The 22,631-nt window shown below is 64.0% G+C and carries 16 protein-coding genes; 6 read left to right on the forward strand and 10 right to left on the reverse strand.

The window, feature by feature from the left end; genetic code table 11:
- Window positions 1–588 precede the first annotated feature (588 nt).
- From Q358_RS0109770 to Q358_RS0109795, 6 genes are all read right to left on the reverse strand, one after another.
- The gene (locus Q358_RS0109770; RefSeq protein WP_027961864.1) at window positions 589–2,070 is read right to left on the reverse strand and encodes a bifunctional 2-methylcitrate dehydratase/aconitate hydratase; all 1,482 of its coding nucleotides are present in this window, start codon (window positions 2,068–2,070) and stop codon (window positions 589–591) included.
- A 151-nt stretch (window positions 2,071–2,221) separates the two neighbouring features.
- Window positions 2,222–3,400 carry a 2-methylaconitate cis-trans isomerase PrpF gene (gene prpF, locus Q358_RS0109775; RefSeq protein WP_027961865.1) on the reverse strand — a complete coding sequence of 393 codons (1,179 nt, stop codon included), beginning with the start codon at window positions 3,398–3,400 and terminating at the stop codon, window positions 2,222–2,224.
- The gene (gene acnD, locus Q358_RS0109780; protein WP_027961866.1) at window positions 3,397–6,027 is read right to left on the reverse strand and encodes a Fe/S-dependent 2-methylisocitrate dehydratase AcnD; all 2,631 of its coding nucleotides are present in this window, start codon (window positions 6,025–6,027) and stop codon (window positions 3,397–3,399) included. The genes prpF and acnD overlap by 4 nt, the downstream gene beginning before the upstream one ends.
- An 89-nt stretch (window positions 6,028–6,116) precedes the next feature.
- Complete coding sequence (gene prpC, locus Q358_RS0109785) at window positions 6,117–7,244, reverse strand: bifunctional 2-methylcitrate synthase/citrate synthase (RefSeq protein WP_027961867.1); 1,128 nt, start codon at window positions 7,242–7,244, stop codon at window positions 6,117–6,119.
- Between the two features lie 42 nt (window positions 7,245–7,286).
- Window positions 7,287–8,192, reverse strand: coding sequence for a methylisocitrate lyase (gene prpB / locus Q358_RS0109790; RefSeq protein ID WP_027961868.1), 906 nt, complete (start codon window positions 8,190–8,192; stop codon window positions 7,287–7,289).
- 30 nt (window positions 8,193–8,222) lie between these two features.
- Window positions 8,223–8,933, reverse strand: a complete 711-nt coding sequence (locus Q358_RS0109795; RefSeq protein WP_027961869.1) for a GntR family transcriptional regulator — start codon at window positions 8,931–8,933, stop codon at window positions 8,223–8,225.
- Window positions 8,934–9,160: 227 nt separating this feature from the next.
- Between Q358_RS0109795 and pabB the strand changes: the two genes are divergently transcribed.
- Window positions 9,161–10,546 (forward strand): aminodeoxychorismate synthase component I, encoded by a 1,386-nt coding sequence (gene pabB / locus Q358_RS0109800; RefSeq protein ID WP_027961870.1) that lies wholly within the window; start codon window positions 9,161–9,163, stop codon window positions 10,544–10,546.
- A gap of 1 nt (window position 10,547) precedes the next feature.
- Here the strand turns inward: pabB and cysB are convergent, their stop codons facing one another.
- Complete coding sequence (gene cysB, locus Q358_RS0109805) at window positions 10,548–11,519, reverse strand: HTH-type transcriptional regulator CysB (RefSeq protein WP_027961871.1); 972 nt, start codon at window positions 11,517–11,519, stop codon at window positions 10,548–10,550.
- Window positions 11,520–11,730: 211 nt separating this feature from the next.
- On the opposite strand from cysB, the gene trxA reads away from it, so the two are divergent.
- Window positions 11,731–12,054, forward strand: a complete 324-nt coding sequence (gene trxA, locus Q358_RS0109810; protein WP_027961872.1) for a thioredoxin — start codon at window positions 11,731–11,733, stop codon at window positions 12,052–12,054.
- A 90-nt stretch (window positions 12,055–12,144) separates the two neighbouring features.
- Here the strand turns inward: trxA and Q358_RS0109815 are convergent, their stop codons facing one another.
- Both Q358_RS0109815 and serS read right to left on the reverse strand, forming a co-directional pair.
- A complete protein-coding gene (locus tag Q358_RS0109815; protein ID WP_027961873.1) occupies window positions 12,145–13,263 on the reverse strand; it encodes an AI-2E family transporter in 1,119 nt (372 codons plus the stop codon).
- Window positions 13,264–13,395: 132 nt separating this feature from the next.
- Window positions 13,396–14,673 (reverse strand): serine--tRNA ligase, encoded by a 1,278-nt coding sequence (serS, locus tag Q358_RS0109820; protein WP_027961874.1) that lies wholly within the window; start codon window positions 14,671–14,673, stop codon window positions 13,396–13,398.
- A 158-nt stretch (window positions 14,674–14,831) separates the two neighbouring features.
- On the opposite strand from serS, the gene ydiJ reads away from it, so the two are divergent.
- The 4 genes from ydiJ to Q358_RS0109840 all read left to right on the forward strand — a co-directional run bounded on the left by ydiJ (window position 14,832) and on the right by Q358_RS0109840 (window position 21,774).
- Window positions 14,832–17,996, forward strand: coding sequence for a D-2-hydroxyglutarate dehydrogenase YdiJ (gene ydiJ / locus Q358_RS0109825; RefSeq protein WP_027961875.1), 3,165 nt, complete (start codon window positions 14,832–14,834; stop codon window positions 17,994–17,996).
- Window positions 17,997–18,341: 345 nt separating this feature from the next.
- Window positions 18,342–19,475 (forward strand): serine hydrolase domain-containing protein, encoded by a 1,134-nt coding sequence (locus Q358_RS17110; protein ID WP_245598307.1) that lies wholly within the window; start codon window positions 18,342–18,344, stop codon window positions 19,473–19,475.
- Between the two features lie 85 nt (window positions 19,476–19,560).
- Window positions 19,561–20,745 carry an HlyD family secretion protein gene (locus tag Q358_RS0109835; protein WP_084286510.1) on the forward strand — a complete coding sequence of 395 codons (1,185 nt, stop codon included), beginning with the start codon at window positions 19,561–19,563 and terminating at the stop codon, window positions 20,743–20,745.
- A 9-nt stretch (window positions 20,746–20,754) separates the two neighbouring features.
- Window positions 20,755–21,774: an FUSC family protein gene (locus Q358_RS0109840; RefSeq protein WP_027961877.1), complete on the forward strand. Its 1,020-nt coding sequence runs from the start codon at window positions 20,755–20,757 to the stop codon at window positions 21,772–21,774.
- Window positions 21,775–21,803: 29 nt separating this feature from the next.
- Here Q358_RS0109840 and trpC read toward each other — a convergent pair whose 3' ends face one another.
- Window positions 21,804–22,613 carry an indole-3-glycerol phosphate synthase TrpC gene (trpC, locus tag Q358_RS0109845; protein WP_027961878.1) on the reverse strand — a complete coding sequence of 270 codons (810 nt, stop codon included), beginning with the start codon at window positions 22,611–22,613 and terminating at the stop codon, window positions 21,804–21,806.
- Window positions 22,614–22,631: the final 18 nt, after the last annotated feature.

Raw genomic sequence — 22,631 nt, forward strand, 5'->3', positions numbered from 1 at the left:
GTGCTTGAGTAGCACCAAACTTGGCTCAAGGTTCAAACGTCTCAAATAGATCTTGCGATCTATGACGAGTCGCTTGCCTTGATGGTTCAATGATATGGATCACCGAGCCATCGACAAGCGCCCACATGAATTACCTGATCGATTGTTAAAGAGCGGCTCACACCTCGTTAGAGGCAGAGCGTCTCGCTTGCTGCCGAGCCTGTGACTTCGTGGAAGTCGGCGGCCTCACCAGCGCCCTGCGAGGAAGGCGTATTCTACATGACCGGCTGTCGTTGTCAACCCTGTTTAGCGTTCCGTGGAAGCTGCCGGGTGACCGACACTCATCGACACCGAAGCATCGAGAGGTTCGCCTGACGCCTCAATGAGACCTCGTCACGAGTGGCGCACATTCTACCGAATCTGCCGCGACTGTCAACCGGTGATTTTCGAAAACTTCCGAAAAACCCATTGCAGAACAGTCACTTCTGCCACATTCACCGCCTGCAACGTTTGCCCGTTGCCGGCAGCGGATGCGTACTTTACGGCTTTCCCCTCGGGCCTGCAAGCCCTCGGCGTAAAAAAGTTTCAAACACCTTTTCCGGGCCGCCCTCAGATCACCAGGAGGTCCATGAAACGCTGAACCGGTGTTGCCTCAAATCCCTGCCGATCCCGACAGAGCGCGAGAATCCTTTCGCTTCGTGGCCGGGGGAAACGGGTCTCGAGATTGCGCCGAAACTTTTCCTCCAATACCGGAATACCGTCACTACGACGCCGACGGTGCCCGATGGGATACTCCACGTCGATCCGGTCGGTCGAGGTACCATCGGTAAAGAAGACCTGGATGGCATTGGCAATCGAGCGCTTCTCGGGATCCAGATAGTCACGGGTATAGCGTGGCTCCTCTACCACTTCCATCTTGCCACGCAATGTATCGATCTCGGGGTGTGCGGCATGAAAGTCATCTTCATAATGCTCCGCAGTCAACTCCCCCAGGATCAAGGGTACGGCCACCATGTACTGCAGGCAGTGATCGCGATCTGCCGGGTTGGCCAGGGCTCCCTCCTTGGAGATGATACGAATCGCCGACTCGTGGGTGGTGATCACGATCCGGTCGATCTCGTCGATGCGCCCTTTCACCTCCTGATGCAGAGTCACCGCCGCTTCACAGGCGGTTTGCGCATGAAACTCGGCCGGAAAGGAGAGCTTGAAGAGGATGTTCTCCATCACATAGCTGCCGAAGTCACGCTGGAAGCGGAAACGGCGCTCCCCTTCCGGCTTGGTCGCCAGGTCGCGGTTGGTATGGCTGAACAGCACATCATAGAAGCCCCACTGTGGGGCCGTAAGCGCCCCCGGGACCCCCATTTCCCCGCGCAGGGCCATATCGGCCAGTCGCACCGCACGCGAAGTGGCATCCCCTGCCGCCCAGCTCTTGCGTGAACCGGCATTGGGGGCATGGCGGTAGGTACGCAGGCTCTGGCCATCGACCCAGGCGTGGGAAAGCGCCGCGAGCAGTTGCTCGCGGTCGGCCCCGAGCAGCCTCGCCACTACCGCCGTGGAGGCCACCTTGACCAGCACTACATGGTCGAGACCCACGCGGTTGAAGGAGTTTTCCAGCGCCAGCACGCCCTGGATCTCGTGGGCCATGACCATGGCCTCCAGGACATCGCGCATCACCAGCGGCGCCTCACCCTCGGCCACTCGCTTCTGGGAGAGATGATCGGCCACGGCGAGGATGGCACCCAGGTTATCCGACGGATGGCCCCACTCGGCCGCCAGCCAGGTATCGTTGTAATCGAGCCAGCGCACGATGGCGCCGATATCCCAGGCCGCCTTCACGGGGTCGAGTCGAAAGGAGGTGCCCGGCACACGAGCGCCATGAGGCACGATGGTGCCCTCCACCAGCGGGCCGAGGTGCTTGGTGCATTCCGGGAAACGCAGCGCCAGCAGCCCACAACCCAGGGTATCCATCAGGCAGAGCCGGGCCGTATCCCAGGCCTCCTCGCTTGCGATGCGATAGTTCAGCACATAGTCGGCGATCTTCTGCAGCTCGACATCATAATCCGGACGTACGTTGGCTTCCACGGTACTCATGGCTACCTCCCTCCTGATATCGTTTGACCTTCTACCCTACCACTATAGAAAACGCCCCGAATCCTGCGATCCGAGGCGTTCTGTATTCAGCGACATCGACAAGTGATGCTCGCCATCCCGTCAGACGATTCGCCCCTTGATCGAAGCCAGGCTAGACGCTGTCGCCGGGCACGCGTACCCAGCCTTCCATCAGCACTCGAGCGCTGCGGCTCATCACCGCTTCGTCGATCACCCAGCGGTCACCCACCAGGCTGGCCTCGGCCCCTACTCGCAGAGTACCCGAGGGATGCCCGAAGATGACGGCGTTACGCTTGCCCCCCCCTGCGGCCAGGTTGACCAGGGTGCCTTCAATGGCGGCGGCCGAGGCAATGGCCACCGCCGCGGTGCCCATCATGGCATGATGCAGCTTGCCCATGGAGAGGGCTCGCACCACCAGATCGATATTGTCGGCCATGACCCGCTTGCCGCTGGAGGCAATGTAGTCGCTCGGCGGTGCCACGAAGGCCACCTTGGGCGTGTGCTGACGGGCCGCCGCCTCGCTGACATCGGCAATCAGCCCCATCTTCACCGCGCCATGGGCGCGGATGGCCTCGAACCTCTCCAGCGCCTCGGCATCGCCGTTGATGACGTCCTGCAGCTCGGTACCCGTGTAGCCGTGTTCATCTGCCTTGACGAAAACGGTCGGAATGCCGGCGTTGATCAGGGTTGCCTTGAAGGCACCGACGCCGGGCACCTCCAGGTCATCCACCAGGTTGCCGGTGGGGAAGATGGCGCCCTCACCGTCGGCCGGGTCCTTGAAGGCCACCGGAACCTCCGCGGCCGGAAAGGTCACCCCGTCGAGCTCGAAGTCGCCGGTTTCCTGTACCTCACCGTCGCGGATCGGCACCCGGGAGACGATGGTCTTGCCGATATTGGCCTGCCAGATGCGCACCTCGACCTCGCCGTTATCCGGAATACGCGCCGGATCCACCAGGCCATTGCTTATCGCGAAGGGCCCTACCGCCGCGGAGAGGTTACCGCAGTTGCCGCTCCAGTCGACGAAGGCCTTGTCGATGGCGACCTGACCGAACAGGTAATCCACGTCATGCTCGGGGCTCTCGCTGCGACTCAGGATCACCGTCTTGCTGGTGCTCGAAGTGGCTCCCCCCATGCCGTCGATCTGCTTCTGGTAGGGATCCGGGCTGCCGATCACCCGCATCAGCAGCCGGTCACGCGCCTCACCCGGCACCCGGGCGGCCTCCGGCAGATCGCCGAGCTTGAAGAAGACTCCCTTGCTGGTACCGCCACGCATATAGGTGGCGGGGACCTTGATCTGAGGTAGCTGGCTCATGCGCTCGCCACCTCTTCGGATTCCAGGAAGTCCTTGGCGAAGCGCTGCAGCACACCGCCGGCGGAGTAGACGGTGACCTCTTCGGCGGTATCCAGGCGACAGATCACCGGCACCCGCTCAACGTCGCCGGTCTTGCGGTGGATGACCAGTTCGAGGGTTGCCCCCGGCGTCGGCTTGCCTTCGACATCGTAGGTCTCGGTGCCATCAAGCTGCAGGGTGTGGCGAGTCGTGCCTTCCTGGAACTGCAACGGCATCACGCCCATGCCGATCAGATTGGTGCGGTGGATGCGCTCGAAGCCCTCGGCCACGATCGTCTCGACCCCGGCCAGGGCCACGCCCTTGGCCGCCCAGTCACGCGAGGAGCCCTGACCATAGTCGGCGCCGGCGATAACGATCAGCGGCTGTCGGCGATCCATGTAGGTCTCGATGGCTTCCCACATGCGCATCACCTCGCCTTCCGGCTCGACTCGCGCCAGCGATCCCTGCACGACCTCGCCGTTCTCGTCCCGCACCATCTCGTTGAACAGCTTGGGGTTGGCCAGGGTAGCCCGTTGGGCCGTGAGGTGATCGCCACGGTGGGTGGCGTAGGAGTTGAAGTCCTCCTCGGGCAGGCCCATCTTGTGCAGATACTCCCCGGCGGCACTATCCATCATGATCGCATTGGACGGCGACAGGTGGTCGGTCGTGATGTTGTCCGGCAGGATCGCCAGCGGTCGCATGCCCTTGAGTGCACGCTCCGCGGCCATCTTGCCTTCCCAGTATGGCGGGCGGCGAATATAGGTGCTCTGCGGGCGCCAGTCGTAGAGCGGACTCTCGGCCCTCTCGGCAGCGTCCAGGTCGAACATCGGGATATAGACCCGGTTGAACTGTTCCGGCTTGACGTGCTCGGCGACGATGGCATCGATCTCCTCGTCGGAAGGCCAGAGATCCTTGAGTGTTACCGGGTTGCCGTTCTGGTCGGTACCCAGCACGTCCTTCTCGATATCGAAACGCACGGTGCCGGCGATGGCATAGGCCACCACCAGCGGTGGCGAGGCCAGAAAGGCTTGCTTCGCGTAGGGGTGAATGCGGCCATCGAAGTTGCGGTTGCCGGAGAGCACCGCGGTGGAATACAGGTCGCGGTCGATGATCTCCTGCTGAATCTCGGGGTCCAGGGCGCCGGACATGCCGTTACAGGTGGTGCATGCATAGGCGACGATACCGAAGCCAAGCGCCTCCAGTTCAGGCAGCAGGCCCGCCTCCTCGAGATAGAGGCGCGCGACCTTCGAGCCTGGCGCGAAGGAAGACTTGACCCAGGGCTTGCGAATCAGACCCAGCTCGTTGGCCTTCTTGGCCAGGAGCCCGGCCGCCACCACGTTGCGCGGATTGGAGGTATTGGTGCAGCTGGTGATGGCGGCGATGATGACCGCCCCATCCGGCAGCTTGCCCTCCTTCTCTTCCGCCTGGGCCTTGTCGTAGTCGACGGCGATACCACGCTTCTCCAGGTCGCTGGTCGCCAGGCGACGATGGGGGTTGGAAGGACCCGCCAGATTGCGCTCGACGGTGGAGAGATCGAAGGTCAGCACCCGCTCATACTCGACTCCTGCCAGGCTGTCGGCCCACAGGCCGGTCTGCTTGGCATAGGTCTCGACCAGCTTGACCTGCTCCGGCTCGCGGCCGGTGACCGTCAGGTAGTCGAGGGTCTGCTCATCGATATAGAACATCGCCGCGGAGGCACCATACTCCGGTGTCATGTTGGAGATGGTGGCACGGTCGCCGATGGTCAGGCTCCTGGCCCCCTCGCCGAAGAACTCCAGATAGGCACCGACCACGCGCTCCTGGCGCAGAAACTCGGTGATCGCCAGCACGATATCGGTGGCGGTGATACCGGGCTGTCGCTTGCCGGTCAGCTCCACGCCGACGATATCGGGAAGACGCATCATGGAGGGACGCCCCAGCATCACGGTCTCGGCCTCGAGGCCGCCGACACCGATGGCAATCACACCCAGGCAGTCGATATGCGGAGTGTGGCTGTCGGTACCCACGCAGGTGTCGGGAAAGGCCACCTGCCTTCCGTTTTCATCGGGGCGGGCCTGCACTACCGGCGACATCTTTTCCAGATTGATCTGGTGCATGATGCCGTTGCCGGCGGGGATCACGTCGACGTTCTCGAAGGCGGTCTTGGTCCACTCGATGAAGTGGAAGCGGTCCTCGTTGCGACGATCCTCGATGGCGCGGTTCTTGTCGAAGGCGTCCTGCTCGAACCCCGCATGTTCGACGGCCAGGGAGTGGTCGACGATCAGCTGAGTGGGTACCACCGGATTGACCTTGGACGGGTCTCCCCCTTCCTCGGCGATGGCGTCACGCAGACCGGCAAGGTCGACGAGTGCCGTCTGGCCGAGGATGTCGTGGCACACCACACGAGCGGGGTACCAGGGAAAGTCCAGGTCCCGGCGCCGCTCGATCAACTGCTTCAGCGAATCGGTCAGCATCTCCGGTTCGCAGCGGCGCACCAGCTGCTCGGCCAGTACCCGGGATGTATAGGGAAGAGTGTCATAGGCACCGGGCTGGATCTCCTCGACGGCCGCACGCACGTCGAAGTAGTCCAGCTCGGTACCGGGAAGCGGTTTACGATAATCAGTATTCATGGCATCGGAGTCTCTTGCTGACGGCTGGCCGCGAGGCGGAAAAATGCAACAGGGCGGCTCGTAAGGCCGCCCTGCAAGGCCCTGATCGATCAGTCACGCTGTTCGATCGGCACCCATTCGCTCTTCTCGGGGCCCACATAATCGGCGCTGGGACGAATGATGCGATTGTTGGCACGCTGCTCGAAAACGTGCGCGGCCCAGCCGGTCAGCCGCGACATCACGAAGATCGGCGTAAACAGCTTGGTGGGAATGTCCATGAAGTGATAGGCGCTGGCATGGAAGAAGTCGGCGTTGCAGAACAGCTTCTTCTCGCGCCACATGACCGCCTCGACGCGCTCGGAGACCGGGTAGAGGACGCTGTCGCCCACATCCTCGGCGAGCCTCTTCGACCACTCCTTGATGATGGCGTTGCGCGGGTCGGATTCGCGATAGATCGCATGGCCGAAGCCCATGATCTTGTCCTTGCGCTCGAGCATGCCGAGAATCTCGCGCTCGGCCTCTTCCGCAGACTGCCAGTTCTCGATCATCGCCATGGCCGCCTCGTTGGCACCGCCGTGCAGCGGGCCACGCAGGGAACCGATGGCGCCGGTCACGCAGGAGTGCATGTCGGAGAGCGTGGAGGCACACACGCGAGCCGTGAAGGTTGAAGCGTTGAACTCGTGCTCGGCGTAGAGAATCAACGAGACGTTCATGACCCGGGCGTGCAGCTCCGAGGCCGGCTCACCGCGCAGCATATGCAGGAAGTGGCCACCCACGGAGGCGTCGTCGGTTTCGGTCTCGATACGCACACCATCGTGACTGAAGCGGTACCAGTAGCAGATGATCGACGGCAGCACGGCCAGCAGGCGATCGGAAACGTCCTGCTGCTCGTCGAAGCTCTGCTCGGTCTCGAGGTTGCCCAGCATGGAGGCGCCGGTACGCATCACGTCCATCGGATGGGCATCCTTCGGAATCTGCTCGAGCACGGTCTTGAGTGCGGCAGGCAGTGCACGCAGGCCCTTGAGCTTGGTGATATAGGCATCGAGCTCGGCCTGATTGGGCAGCTTGCCCTTGAGCAGCAGGTAGGCCACTTCTTCAAACTTCGCCTTCTCCGCCAGCTCCTTGATGTCGAAGCCGCGGTAGGTCAGACCGGAGCCGGTCTGGCCAACGGTACACAGCGCGGTAGTGCCGGCACTCTGGCCGCGCAGGCCTGCGCCACTAACGGGTTTATCAGCCATGTCATCTCTCCTCTTGATAATATTTTCGACGTAGGGCGCGCCTCAGGCGTCGCCGCCCTTCTCGGCGAGCTGGCTTTCCGTGAACAAGGCATCGAGCTTCTGCTCGAAGCTGTGATAGTTGAGGAAGTCGTAGAGCTCGTCGCGGGTCTGCATGGTGTCGACCACATCGCGCTGATGGCCAGTGTCATGAATGCTCTGGTAGACCTTGAGCGCCGCCGCATTCATGGCGCGGAAGGCGGACAGGGGGTAGAGCACCATGCGACAGCCCACCTCGGCGAGCTCTTGCTGGGAGAACAGCGGAGTGGCGCCGAACTCGGTGATATTGGCCAGAACCGGGGCGTCAACGCGCTCGCAGAAGGCCCGGTAGTCATCCAGGGTATGCACCGCTTCGGCGAAGATGGCGTCGGCACCGGCCTCGATGCAGGCCTGGGAGCGCTCGATGGCGGCATCCAGCCCATCCTTCTGGAAGGCATCGGTGCGGGCAATCAGATAGAAATCCGGATCGAGGCGCGCATCGGCGGCGGCCTTGACGCGATCCACCATCTCCTGCTGTGAAACGATCGCCTTGTTGGGGCGGTGACCGCAGCGCTTCTGGGCCACCTGGTCCTCGAGGTGTACCGCCGCCACACCGGCGCGCTGCATTTCCTTGACGGTACGCGCGATATTGAAGGCACCGCCCCAGCCGGTATCGATATCCACCAGCAGCGGCAGGTCGGTGGCACCACAGATACGGTGCGCGTCCTCGACCACATCGTTCATGGTCGTCATGCCCAGGTCCGGCAAGCCGAAGGAAGCGTTGGCCACGCCGCCACCGGAGAGGTAGATGGCCTGGTGGCCCACGCGCTCGGCCATCATGGCGGTATAGGCGTTGATAGTGCCGACGATGGAGAGCGGGCGATTGGCCTCGAGGGCGGCGCGAAAGCGCGCGCCGGGAGTCTGCTGGGTCATGATGTTTCTCCTGGTGATTCCGGTAAGAGGTCAGGCGCTGGTGTCATCCAGCTCCCTGAGAGAAGCGGCATAGCGATCGACGACATTGGCTCGCGAGGCACTGACGTGGCGGCGCATCAGCAGCTCGGACAACTCGGCGTCGCCGGCCTCGATGGCATCGACGATGCGGTGGTGCTCGACAAAGGCACGCTGGGGACGAGTACCGCTGGCGCTGAACTGAGTGCGGTAGAGGCGCACCAGATAGTAGAGATCATCACAGAGCATGGTCACCAGCATGCGGTTATGACTGCCCTGAACAATGCGGTAGTGAAAGTCCAGGTCTCCCTCGCGCTGAAAGTAAGCCTCGCCCTTCTTGAGGTCGGCCTGGTGCTCATGCATCGAGAGCACCTCGCGTAGCCCGGCGATCTCCTCGGCGGTCATGTGCTCGGCCGCCAGGCGTGCGGCCATGCTTTCCAGGGCCTCGCGCACGTCAAACAGCTCGAGCAGCTCCTTCATGGAGAGCTTCACCACGCGAGCACCGACATGCGGGACTCGCTCGATCAGCCGGTGGGCTTCCAGCCGACGCATCGCCTCACGCAGTGGTCCGCGAGAGATACCATAGGCCCTGGACAGCCCCGGCTCGGTGATCTTGCTGCCCGGCACGAGCTCGCCACGCACGATGGCGTCCTGCAGCTGCTGGAAGACGCGCTCGGCAAGGGTACGCACCTCGGGACTTGAAGATTCGGCTTCGGCTAGCTTCATGATGATTGTCGACAATTAATGAATAAGAGAAGAGTATCCATTGCCCGACTTCGGGTCAATAAGGCGGCTTAACGGAATAATACGCCTTTGGTTGTAGACAACCTAGCGTCCCGCGTTCGGGATGTCGACAATAATAGCCGGCAGCGTTGAGATCGCCGCCACGACTGGGCGAGGACAGTGTCGTTCGTGGCGCCTAGAATGGGCACCCCGACCGTATAGGCTTGCCGATGACCACCCAGCTCCAGATCACGCCCCATCCCTACCGGCCCACTCCGCTACCCGCCTTCGCGCGCCTGCGCCGCCGGGCCGGTGCCGTCCTCCTGGACAGCGGCCGGCCAGAAGCGCCCGGCGGGCGCTATGACATCATGTCCAGCGACCCGCTGGCGGTACTGGAAGTCGATGAGACGGGGCGGGTGGAAGGCATTCCGGAGCTTCGACATCTTGACCCCTTCGCGGCTCAGCAGGCGCTGCTCGAGCGCCTGACCGGCACCACCGGGGTGCCGGAAAGCGAGCTTCCCTTCCTGGGTGGGTTGATCGGTTACTGGAGCTATGACCTCGGCTACCAGCTGGAGTCGGTAGGTCAACGGGCCCGACGCACCGTGGCACTGCCCGACAGTCGGGTCGGCCTCTATGACTGGGCGCTGATTCAGGATCACGAGCGTGGTGAGGCCTGGTTGGTGGCCACCCCGGAGCGGCGCCGCCAGATACTCGAATGGCTGAACGTCGCCCCCGCAGCGGAGGGCGACTGTCGGCTGTCGGGGGCGTTTGCCGCCGAACTCGACCCTGAGGCCTATATGGCCCGTTTCGCGGCCGTGCAGCACTATATTCGGGCCGGTGACTGTTACCAGGTCAACCTGGCCCAGCGTTTCAGCGCCCCCTACCGGGGAGACCTGTGGCACGCCTATCGGCGTCTTCGCCAGGCGACGCCGACGCCCTTCTCCGCCTTCATGGCCTGGCCCTCCGCCAATGGCGAGCAGGCGGTCCTCTCGCTATCGCCGGAACGTTTCCTGGAGTGCCGCCACGGCCATGTGGAAACCCGCCCCATCAAGGGCACGCGTCCGCGGGGCGATACCCCCGCCGCCGATGCCCGCCTGGCCGCCGAGCTTGAAGGAAGCCTCAAGGATCGCGCCGAAAACGTGATGATCGTCGACCTGTTGCGTAACGACCTGAGCCGCCGCTGCCAGCCCGGCACGGTGCGGGTGCCCCGGCTGTGTGGCCTGGAGAGCTATGTCAACGTTCACCATCTGGTCAGCGTGGTCACCGGCACGCTTGCCCCCGGGCGCACCCCCCTGGAGCTGCTGGCCGCCGCCTTCCCCGGGGGATCCATCACCGGCGCGCCCAAGGTGCGCGCCATGCAGATCATCGATGAACTCGAACCCAGCCGGCGCAGTGTCTACTGCGGCAGCCTCGGCTATGTAGACATTCGCGGGCACATGGATACCTCCATTGCCATTCGCACCGCCGTGGCAGACGACGGACACCTGCACCTATGGGGCGGCGGCGGCCTGGTCGCCGACTCGGATGGGGAGGCAGAGTATCAGGAGACCTGGGACAAGATCCGTCACCTGATGTCGGCGCTGGCGCCAGCCGACGACCCGCCAAAAGGCCGATGACCTAGCGCAGCGGCAACTCGATACCCTCGAACAGGGCACGCTCGTGGCGGGGCCCGGCGGCCAGGGCGGCATCGACGATATCCCGGTCCAGGTGGGGCGCGAAGCCCTTCAGGAAGTCGTACATGTAGCCACGCATGAAGGTTCCGCGGCGGATGCCGATCTTGGTGGTGGAGCTTGCGAACAGATGGCTGGCATCCAGCGCCACCAGGTCGCTGTCATGCTCCGGGTCCACCGCCATACCCGCGACGATACCCACGCCCAGCCCCAGCCGAACGTACGTCTTGATCACATCGGCATCGGCGGCGGTCAGCACCACATTGGGGGTAAGCCCCTTGTCGCGAAAGGCATCATCGAGTTGGGACCGACCGGTGAAGCCGAACACATAGGTGACCAGCGGGTGGCGAGCGATGGCCTCCAGGGTCAGCTTGCCCTCCTTCGCCAGCGGATGCCCCTGTGGCACCAGGATGCAGCGGTTCCAGCGGTAGCAGGGCAACAGTACCAGGTCGTTGAACAGCCCCAGCGATTCGGTGGCGATGGCGAAGTCGGCCTGACCCTCGCTGACCATATGGGCAATCTGCTTGGGGGTACCCTGCTGCATATGCAGTGCCACGTCGGGGTATTGGCGGGTAAAGTCGCGAATCACCGGCGGCAAGGCATAGCGCGCCTGGGTATGAGTCGTGGCGACCGACAGGCTACCGCGGCGCTCATCGCTGAACTCCTGGGCCACCTCCTTGATATTCTCGGTGAGACGCAGCACCTCGCTGGCCAGCTCGACAATGGCCTGGCCCGCCGGGGTAACCCGAGTCAGGTGCTTGCCACTGCGCGCGAAGATCTCGACGCCCAGTTCATCCTCGAGCAGGCGGATCTGCTTGGAGATACCCGGCTGTGACGTAAACAGGCTCTGGGCGGTGGCCGAGACATTGAGATTGTGTCGGGTGACTTCCCAGACGTAGCGCAACTGCTGAAGCTTCATGACGGCTCTCCCATGCCCCCATCTCGCCGGAGACGTCAAGGCAATAAAAAGGTATATAGAGGATCAATTTTAATTCATTTGTAGCATAACATGCCAAGCATCGCATGAGTCGCCGATATGTATTCTTGATTTGCCAGCACCCCGGACGACCGCTAACATCGTCCGACCATCCCCATCCGCTCGATGCAGCGCAACGATACTGGAGAACCCCATGGCCAATAACGTCGATGTCACCAACGCCAACTTCGAGCAGGAAGTTCTCAAGGCCGACGCGCCGGTGCTGCTCAAGTTCTGGGCCCCCTGGTGCGGCCCCTGCAAGGTGATGGCCCCGGTGGTCGACGAGGTTGCCGAAGAGCGTAGTGACAACCTCAAGATCGTCAGCATCAATGTTGACGATGCGCCCGAGATCGCCGCCGAGCAGGGCGTGCGCGGCGTGCCCACCGTAATGCTGTTCAAGTCCGGCACCAAGATCGCTTCGCTGGTAGGCGCCCAGTCCAAGTCCCAGCTCAGCCAGTTCATCGAACAGAACAGCTGATAGGCAGCCCCTGCCAACGACATCGCCCCGGCCTTGGCCGGGGCGATGTCGTTTCAGGAGGCAATCTTTAAGCGTCAGGCGCCTCTAGCTTCAAGCGTCAGGCCCTTTCCGCTCGTCATACTCGCCTCGTTCGGAAGGCGGCTGGTCCGCCTCAACCAGCGCCGGCTCGTCTCCCGGCCCCAGCAGGTGGGCGATCCAGCGCGTCTGAGGGTGGCTATCCAGGGCGATCTTCAGGGTCATGGTCAACACCACCGACAACAGCATGCCCACGGCGCCGAAGACCCACCCCCAGACCACCAGGGACAGGAAGGCGATAAAGGTAGAAAGGCCCAGCGCCTTGCCCATTATGCGTGGCTCGACGATATTGCCGAGCAGGAAGTTGATGCCCAAATAGGCCGCCGAGAGCAGCAGCGCGTCGATCATGCCGCCATCGGGAGAGACCAGCAGCAGCATGACCGGCGGCACTGCCGCAATGGCCGAACCGATGTTCGGAATGTAGTTGAGGGCGAAGGCAAGCACCGCCCACAACAGCGGAAAATCCACCCCCACCAGCTGGCAGGCGATCCATACCAGGATACCGGTGACCAGGCTGATCACCGTCTTCACCGCCAGATAGCGCTTGAGCGTCAGGCTGAACTCGCTGAAACGTTCCAGACTGGGCGCCGGATTGGCCAAGGCGCGGGAAAGCTTGTCGCGGAAGTGAAGCGTCTCGAAGAGCATGAACACCGCCAGCAGCCCGACGACCACACTCTGCATCAACAGGTTGCCGACCTCCCCGATCAGTGCCGGAAACCACTCCCCCAGCTGCTCCGCATCCAGCAGCTCGGCCAGGCGGTCGGTATCGATGGCCAACCCCAGCCGCGACAGACCATCCAGCAACCCCAGATAGTAGTCGTAGAGCTTCTTTTCGATATCCGGCAAGGCATCAACGAAGGTGCCGAAACTACTGACCAGCAACAGCCCCAGCAACGAAAACAGGCCGCCGATCACCACCAGGGTCAGCCACACCGCCAGGCGCAGGCTCAGGCCGTGACGATTGAGCCACAGCACCGGCGCCGTACAGACCACCGCGATAAAGGCCGCCAACAGCATCGGCACCAGCAGGCTGGCACCCAGTCGCATTCCGGCCACGATAACCACCAGCGCCGCCAGGGCCAGCACCAGGTTCAGCGGAATGATGCCCGATGACTCATCTTTCGCGTCCTGCATCAGAACCTCCCAAGCCGTTGTTGGTTTCCATCATGCCCCCTGGGCGACGCTTCAACAATCGGCGACACCCACCTTGTAACGCAGAACCCCCGCCGCCGGCGGGGGTTCAATGTGCCAAGGCCCAGACAAGCCTTACAGATTGATCGCTTGCTGCCCGCCCATATAGGGTCGCAGTACCTCGGGCACCGTCACCGAGCCATCGGCTTGCTGGCAGTTCTCCAGCACCGCTACCAGACAGCGGCCCACTGCCAGGCCGGAACCGTTGAGAGTATGCAACAGCAGGGGCTTCTTTTGGTCGGGGTGGCGGAAGCGCGCCTGCATGCGACGTGCCTGGAAGTCCTCGCAGTTGGAGATCGAGGATATTTCCCGGAAGGTATCCTGGCTGGGAATCCATACCTCGATGTCATAGGTCTTGGCGGCACCGAAGCCCATATCGCCGGTGCACAGCGTCACCACACGATACGGCAGCTCGAGGGACTGGAGAATCGCCTCGGCATGGCCACGCATTTCCTCGAGCGCCGCATAGCTCTGCTCGGGCATCACCATCTGCACCATCTCGACCTTGTCGAACTGATGCTGGCGAATCATCCCCCGGGTATCACGCCCGTGGGAACCGGCCTCGCTGCGAAAACAGGGCGAATGGGCGGCCAGCTTCAGCGGCAGCGCCTTGGCATCGAGGATCTCGTCCCGGGCAAAGTTGGTCAGCGGCACCTCGGCGGTGGGTATCAGATGATAGCCACGATCATCGTCCAGCCGGAACAGGTCCTCGCCGAACTTGGGCAGCTGGCCGGTGCCCCGCAGCGAGGCCTCGTTGACCATATAGGGAACATAGCACTCCTCGTAGCCATGCTCCTGGGTCTGCTTGTCGAGCATGAACTGCGTCAGCGCCCGGTGCAGCCGCGCGATGGGCCCGCGCATCACCGCGAACCGCGCCCCGGTGATCTTGGCAGCCAAATCGAAGTCGAGGTCGCCCCTGAGCTCTCCCAGATCGACGTGGTCACGCACCGCGAAGTCGAACTGACGCGGCTGCCCCCAGCGATGCAGTTCGACGTTGTCGCTCTCGTCGGCCCCTTCGGGAACGCTTTCATGGGGCAGATTGGGAATGCCGCTCACCACGTCATCCCACTCGGCCTGGATGTCGGCCAGGCGTGTCTTGGCGTCATCCAGGCGATCACCGAGGTCGCTCACCTCGTCGAGCAGCGGCTGGATATCCTCCCCCGACGCCTTGGCCTTGCCAATCGCCTTGGAGCGGGTGTTGCGCTCGTTCTGCAGCGACTCGGTCTCGGCCTGCAGTTCCCGGCGCCGGGTCTCCAGCGCCGAAAGGCGGTCGATATCCAGGGCAAAGCCTCGCTTGGCGAGTCGTTGGGCGACCGTCTCGAGGTCGCTGCGCAGCAGTTTGGGATCGAGCATGGAATCCGGTCCGTAGCAGTCGGTGATAGGGTCACAGCAGGCGGACCATTGTAGGCAAAAGGCCGCCAGGGCGCCACGCGAAAGGAGACAGCCGGGATGCGACCTCGGACCCCGCGCGGTAGAGTAGACACACTGACGCTTCCTTCTTGAAGATACCCATGATCGCACGACTCGATAGTACCGACGCCGCTACCGTCGCAGGGCTCACCGCGCCCTACCTCCGCTTCCTCGAGGCCCTGAAAGCCGCCGGCTTCGAGGGCGATATCGCCCCCGACTACGCCAACCGCACGGTACTCGCCACCGACAACTCCATCTATCAGCGTCTGCCCCAGGCGGTGCTTTACCCCCTGAATGGCGAGGACCTGCAGCGCATTGCCCACCTGGCCGGCCAGGTGGAGCATCGCCAGGTGGTACTCGGCCCCCGTGGTGGTGGCACCGGCACCAATGGCCAGTCGCTTACCGACGGTCTGATGGTGGATGTCTCCCGGCACATGAATCGCATCCTCGATATCGATGTCGACAAGCGCCGGGTACGAGTGCAGGCCGGGGTGGTCAAGGACCAGCTCAATGCGGCCCTGAAGCCCTTCGGGCTCTTCTTCGCCCCCGATCTCTCCACCTCCAACCGCGCCACCATCGGTGGCATGATATCCACCGACGCCAGCGGCCAGGGCAGCTGCGAGTACGGCAAGACCCGCGATCACGTACTCGAGCTCGAGGTGCTGCTGCTGGGGGGCGAGCGGCTGACCAGCCGCCCGATAGAGGAAGCCGAGCTGGAGGCGCTCTGCTCCCGCGACACCACCAGCGCCCGCGCCTATCGCACCGCCCGGGAGGTCATCGACACCCAGGGCGAGCTTATCGCCGAGAAGTTTCCGCCCCTCAACCGCTGTTTGACCGGCTATGACCTGGCGCACCTGCGAGACCCGGAGGGCCGGCTGGACATGAACAGCCTGCTCTGCGGCTCCGAGGGCTCTCTCGGCTTTCTCGACGAGGCCGTCCTCAACGTGCTGCCGATTCCCAAGCACTCGACCCTGGTCAATGTTCGCTACGCCGGCTTCATGGACGCCCTGCGTGACGCCCGGGCGCTCAAGGGCAGCGCCGCCGGTCCGACCTCCATCGAGACGGTGGACGACCGGGTCCTGATGCTGGCCATGGAAGATATCGTCTGGGACAGCGTCGCAGAGTTCTTTCCGAGCGGCGATCCGACGGCCGGCGATACCCCGGTACGCGGCATCAACCTGGTGGAATTCAACGACGATGACCCCGCGCGCCTGAGCGATCGCGTGGCGGACTTCTGCCGTCATCTCGAGGCCGACACGAGCGTCCAGCGCCTGGGCTTCACCCAGGCCCAGGGACGCGCACAGATCCAGCGGGTCTACGCCATGCGCAAGCGCGCCGTGGGCCTGCTGGGGAATGCCAAGGGAGAGAAGCGTCCCCTCCCCTTCGTCGAGGACACCGCGGTGCCGCCGGAGCATCTCGCCGACTTTATCGCCGAGTTCCGCACCATCCTGGATGCCCGGGGCCTCGAGTACGGCATGTTCGGCCATGTGGACGCGGGCGTGCTTCACGTACGTCCCGCCATCGACATGAAGGACCCCGAACAGGAGACACTGATCCGCACGATCTCCGACGAGGTGGCGAATCTCACGCAGCAATACGGCGGCCTGCTGTGGGGTGAGCACGGCAAGGGCGTGCGCTCGGAGTATGCGCCGACCTTTTTCGGCGAACTCTACCCGAGCCTGCAGCGGATCAAGGCGGCCTTCGATCCCCATAACCAGCTGAACCCGGGGAAGATCGCCACGCCGCTTTCTACCCCGCCCGAAACCGCGGGCAAGACCTCTACCCCGCCCGAAACCGCGGGGAGGGGCGACCCGGGCCTGCTGGCCATCGATGGCGTGACCACCCGCGGCCAGCTCGACCGGACCATCGACGAGCGGGCCTGGCAGGCCCATGCCGCCACCGTCTACTGCAACGGCAACGGCGCCTGCTATAACTACGACCCCGACGACGCCATGTGTCCGTCGTGGAAGGCCACCCGCGACCGGGTCCACTCTCCCAAGGGGCGTGCCAGCCTGATTCGCGAATGGCTGCGCCTGCAGGGAGAGGCCGGCATCGACCTGGTCGAGGAGGCGCGCAAGAAGCGGGCCGAGGGCGTCTGGGGCGTTATCAAGGCCTTCCCCAAGCGGCTCCGCAACACCCTGGCCAGGCGGCGCGGCGAGGCGGATATGTCCCACGAGGTGTATGACGCCATGGCGGGATGCCTGGCCTGCAAGGCCTGCGCCGGCCAGTGCCCCATCAAGGTCAATGTGCCGGACTCGCGCGCGCAGTTCCTGGAGGCCTATCATGGCCGCTACCTGCGTCCACCGCGAGACTACCTGATCGGCGGCCTGGAATTCATGATTCCTGCCCTGTCGCGCCTCGCGCCGCTCTATAATGCCGCCCTGGGCAATCGCCTGGTCGACCGCCTGCTGGCCGGCCCCATCGGCATGGTAGACAGCCCCCGGCTCTCCCGCGCCAGCCTTGCCAAGCAGCTCGACGCCTGGGGCGTGGCCGAGGCGACACCCACCTCGCTCGGCCTGTTGACCAAGGCCCAGAAGGCACGCAGCGTGGTGATCGTCCAGGATGCCTTCACCAGCTACTTCGAGGCCAGGCTGGTCATGGATATCGTCGAGCTGCTGAGCCGACTGGATGTCCGGGTCTTCGTGGCCCCCTTCTCACCCAACGGCAAGCCGCTCAACGTGCAGGGTTTTCTCGGGGCCTTCGAGCGCACCGCCACCAAACAGGCCGAACGGCTCGGGATGCTCGCCGAGTCCGGGGTAGCGCTGGTGGGCATCGACCCGGCCATGACCCTCACCTACCGCCAGGAATATGTGAAGGCGCTAGGCCCCCAGGCGGTACCCGAAGTGCTGATGCTGCAGGAGTGGCTGGTGACACGCGCCGCCCAGCTGGTGCCCAGCGGATTCGCGGCTTCCCGCGGCAACAGTATCCCGGCCTACAAGCTGCTCAGCCACTGCACCGAGAAGACCAATGCCCCGGGCAGCCCCAGGGCCTGGCAGCAGGTCTTCGACGCCTTCGGCCTGGAGCTCGAGCTTCTCGCCAGCGGCTGCTGCGGCATGTCCGGCACCTACGGCCACGAGGCACGCAACCTCGACACCTCCCGGACCATCTACGCCCAGTCCTGGCAGCCCAAGGTGGAGGACGAGGCCAATACCGGCCGCCTGCTGGCCACCGGCTACTCCTGCCGCAGCCAGGCCCGGCGGCTATCGAAGGCCACCCTGCCCCATCCGCTGCAGGCGCTGCTTAGGGAGCTACGCCTCACCGACTAGTTCCACACCGTCAGGCGGCCAGCCGCGGGGCAAGCAGAAACAGCATGCTTGCCCCGCGACGGCTACACGGCCGTTTGCCGAATGCGGGCGAGTCCGCCATGCTTTGCACTTTGGTCAACAAGGTAGCTCTCATGCTTACAAGCCTCCCAGGCTACGGTCTCGCATCGTCTCTGTTGTTCGTCACAAGCGCCTTCACCTCCCAGGCCCTGGCGCAACCCCAGGGGCAGCCGCTCTCCGCCCAAGACAGCGACCCCGTCGAGATGGGCTGGATGCAAGGAGCACACCCTGAGCGCCGTCGACGGATCCTTTTTCGAGTTCCCGGCGCTACGCTGGAGCGTGGTGCACATGCGCCAATTCCTCCCCACGGTGAATGTGTCACGCGGGCTGGGGGCGCCGAACGAGTTCGAGTATGCGCTGGATTCCGGGATCGATGACGTTGAGTTCACCCCCCGTGGGGGCGACGAGCCGATGACCTGGCAGGCCTCGCTCGCGGAGAACTACACGGATGGCATTATGATCCTCCACCATGGCAAACCGGTGTACGAGCGCTACTTCGCCGAGATGAAGGAGGACCGCAAGCATGCCGCCATGTCGGTCACCAAGTCCTTCACCGGCATATTGGCCGCGACGCTGGTGGCCGAGGACAAACTGGATCGCGAGGCGGCGGTGACGGATTATGTCCCCGAACTGGCGGACTCGGCCTTCGGTGACGCGACGGTAGGACAGGTCATGAACATGACCACCTGCCTGGCGTACAGCGAGGACTACGCCGATCCGGAAGCGGAAATCTGGGACTATGCCAAGGCCAGCAATCCCCTGCCTCGGGCCGGAAGCGACAACGGCCCGTCCGGTACCTTTGACTACCTGAAAACCCTCGAGAAAGAGCCGCAATGCGCTCACGGGGACGCCTTCGCGTACAAGACCCCCAACGCCGACGCGCTGGGCTGGATCGTTTCCCGGGCCGCGGACACATCGCTGGCGGAGTTGCTGTCGACGACGATCTGGAGCCGGCTGGGCATGGAGCAGTCGGCCTATTATCAGGTGGACGCCAAGGGCATGCCCGCATCCGGGGGCGGCCTGAGCGCTGGATTGCGGGACATGGCACGTGTCGGCCAGATGCTGCTGGACGATGGTGCCTGGCGAGGCGAGCAAATCCTGCCCCAGGCCGCCATTGCCGATATGCGTGCGGGCGGCAGCCAGGAGGCCTTCGCCAGGTCCGACCATCCCGAGCTCGAGGGCTGGTCCTACAAGGACATGTGGTGGATGACCCATAACGATCACGGCGCCTTCGCCGCGCGGGGCGTTCACGGTCAGACCCTCTATATCGACCCCACGGCAGACATGGTCATCGTACGCTTTGCGTCACACCCGGTGGCGGCCAACGCGGCAAACGATGCCACCTCCCTGCCCGCCTACCAGGCGGTGGCCGATTATCTGATGGACCACGACGCCGCCCAGGAGCCGTCCGAGGGCAACTAGGCCACCAGGGATATCGCCGGACGAGTCGGCGCGGCGGGCCAGACGCCATGGCGAGTCCGCCCGAACCATCGCCAGGGGGAAGAGGATGAGTGATAGCGAGGAACGACCGCACACCGGCGGCGCCAGCAGTGATGTCGGGGAACCCGCCGAAGCCAATGGCGGGGAAAGTGCCACCCCCGAAGCCAGCGAGAATCCGAATAAGACAGGAAGCCCGGCCAGGATCATTACCCTCCTGGTGCTGGTATTACTGGTCATGTTCGTGGTGATCTATGCACTGAGTGATCGCCTGGCACCGTCATCATCACGCGGCATTGTCTCCGCGCACGTCGCACGGATCGCACCACGAGTTTCGGGCCAGGTGACCGAGATACTGGTCGAAGATAATGCCGTGGTGGAAGCCGGCGATCCGCTGTTTGCCATTGATGATCGCCCCTTCCAGCTGGCCGTACGACAGGCGCAAGCGAATCTCGAGACCGCCGCCCAGAATGTCAGTGCATCCAGTGCATCGCTGGTAGCGGCTCAGGCCGAGGTTACCCAGGCCCGCGTGGCCCTCGATAATGCGCGTTCCAAGGCGGATCGAATGCTACGGCTGGAGCAGCGTGGTGTGATTTCCGTCGACAAGGCAGACGACGCTCGCGCCCAGCTGGCGGATGCCGAGTCGAGGCTGGACAGCGCTCGGGCCAACCTCGAGAGCGCCCGGGCCCAGCTTGGCTCCCAGGGCGAGGACAACCCAGCCATTCTCGCGGCCGAATCGAAGCTGGAGCAGGCCCAGTACGACCTGACGTCGACCACGGTGAAAGCACCGCATTTCGGAGTGATCACCAATGTCACTCTGTCGGAAGGCCAGTTCATCAGTGCAGGCAATCCGGCCATGACCTTTATTGATGCCAGGGCGGCCTGGGTCACGGTGGATCTGCGCGAAAACCAGCTGCAGAACCTCGACCCGGGCGATACCGCTCGGGTGCTGTTTGACGCGGTGCCCGGCACGATCTACGAGGGTCGAGTACAAAGCATTGCCTGGGGCATAAACCCGGGGCGCAATACGCAGGAAGGCCTGGTGGTCAGCCAGCCCAATAACCGCTGGTTCGAACCGGCGCGGCGAATTCCGGTGCGCATCGAGCTGGCAGGCGGCATGGAAGACTGGCCGAAACAGGTTCGCGTAGGCGGCAAGGTGGATGTCACCGTGCTGACCGGCGACAGTGGCAACCCGATCACCTGGATAGCCCGCGGCCTGCAACGGCTGCAGTCCTGGGCCAGCTACCTGCATTGAGGTCAGTGTATGTATGTCACCCCGCGCCCGCATGCCGGCGAAGACCCACTGTTTGCCCTGCGCCTGGCCCTGGTGGGCATGCTTTCCTATGTCGCCGTGGTGCTGATTGATCCCGCCTTGCCACCGATCATCGCGGCGCTGCCCATCGGATTGATCGGTGCCCAACGCAAGGCCTTCAGCGTGGGCAAGGCAATTGGGGGTCCCGTCGCCATGGTGGTGATGACCTTCATCATGGCGTGGCTCGTCAATGAACTGCGCACCATGCCACTGGTGTATATGGGCGTGATGTGGCTGCTGTATTTCGCCGGATTCAAGGCGATCCTCGCCACCGGGGCCCCCGCCGGCATGCTGATCGTGGTGATTACCGTATTGATGTCGGTCATGGGCATGCATGGATCGGCGACGGTGGAATCGCTGCGCGATGGCTTCCTGCAGGCATCCCTGGTGGCGCTGGTTCTAGCCCCGCTCGCCTATCTGTTGTTCCCGCCGCGCACCACCGAACTGCATATTGATACTCCTCGGCCGGGGGGCGGCAATGTGACCGTAGGTGCCGCCATCCGGGCCACCGTGTTGCTGGGGCTGAGCTTCTGGCTTTACTCGGTGATGCAGCCCTCGGACATGATGATGGCGGTCATCGCCGCCATGGTGCTGGTCTTCCCCACGCGCCGAGCCGTCTTCTTCGAAGCCCGGCAGCGCATTCGTGCCACCCTTTACGGCGGCATGATGGCGCTGGGCGTCCTGGCAGTGTTCACCCTGTCACCGCACTTGCCCGTCCTGCTGGCTCTGATCTTTCTGGCTTGCCTGGCGCTCGCCAGCGGCATGCTGAAGGGTCCCCAACCCAGTAATGTCTATCAGTATGCGCTTTCCGTCATGCTGTCGTTGATTGCCGGCGCCCTGTCCACCCAGGATGCCGGTTACGCCATGCTCTCGCGGGTGGCGCTTACCCTGACGGGCGCCTTTGCGGCCTCCTTTGCCGTCGCGCTTCTGGATGCGCTGACCGGCTGGCGTGGTGGCGACGACGCCCGATGACCCCGCATGGTTGAGTGGCGAACGTCCGGCTAGAAAAACAGCCGCCGCAGGGCCTCACCCGGGTCGGGCTGGCGCATGAAGGCCTCGCCGACGAGGAAGGCATTGACGTCGTGCTCGCGCATGCGCAACACGTCGCCGGGGGTGTGGATGCCGGACTCGGTGACCACGGTGACGCCCTGCGGGATACGGGGCAGCAGCTCGAGGGTGGTATCGAGGGTGGTATCGAAGGTGTGCAGGTCACGATTGTTGATGCCCACCAGGGTAAGGTCCAGTTCGAGGGCTCGCTCCAGCTCCAGGGCGTCGTGGACCTCCACCAGCACGTCCATGCCCAGCTCCGTGGCCTGGCGGTGAAGGTCGGCCATCTGCCGGTCCTCCAGGGCGGCGACGATCAGCAGAATGCAGTCGGCGCCGATGGCGCGCGCCTCGCTGACCTGGTAGCCGTGGGTGATGAAGTCCTTGCGGATCACCGGCAGCGAACAGGCATCGCGGGCCTCGATCAGGTAGTCCTCATGGCCCTGAAAGAAGTCGCTGTCGGTGAGCACCGAGAGGCAGGCGGCACCGCCCGCGGCATAGCTGGCGGCGATGGCACCGGGGTGAAAATCCTCGCGGATCACCCCCTTGGAGGGCGAGGCCTTCTTGACCTCGGCGATGATCGCCGGATCACCCTCGGCGCTACGCGCCGCCAGCGCCGCCACGAAGCCCCGCGGCGAGTCCTGCTCGGCGGCCAGGCGCAATAGCTCGGCCTCCGGCACGGCGCGGGCACGCTGGCTGACTTCCTCGTTCTTGCGGTCGAGGATACGGGTCAGGATGGTAGGGGTCGCCCCCGGGGATACGGTCATGGTGTGACTCCTGAGGGA

It is taken from the genome of Halomonas halodenitrificans DSM 735 (genome assembly GCF_000620045.1).
Lineage (GTDB): Bacteria > Pseudomonadota > Gammaproteobacteria > Pseudomonadales > Halomonadaceae > Halomonas > Halomonas halodenitrificans.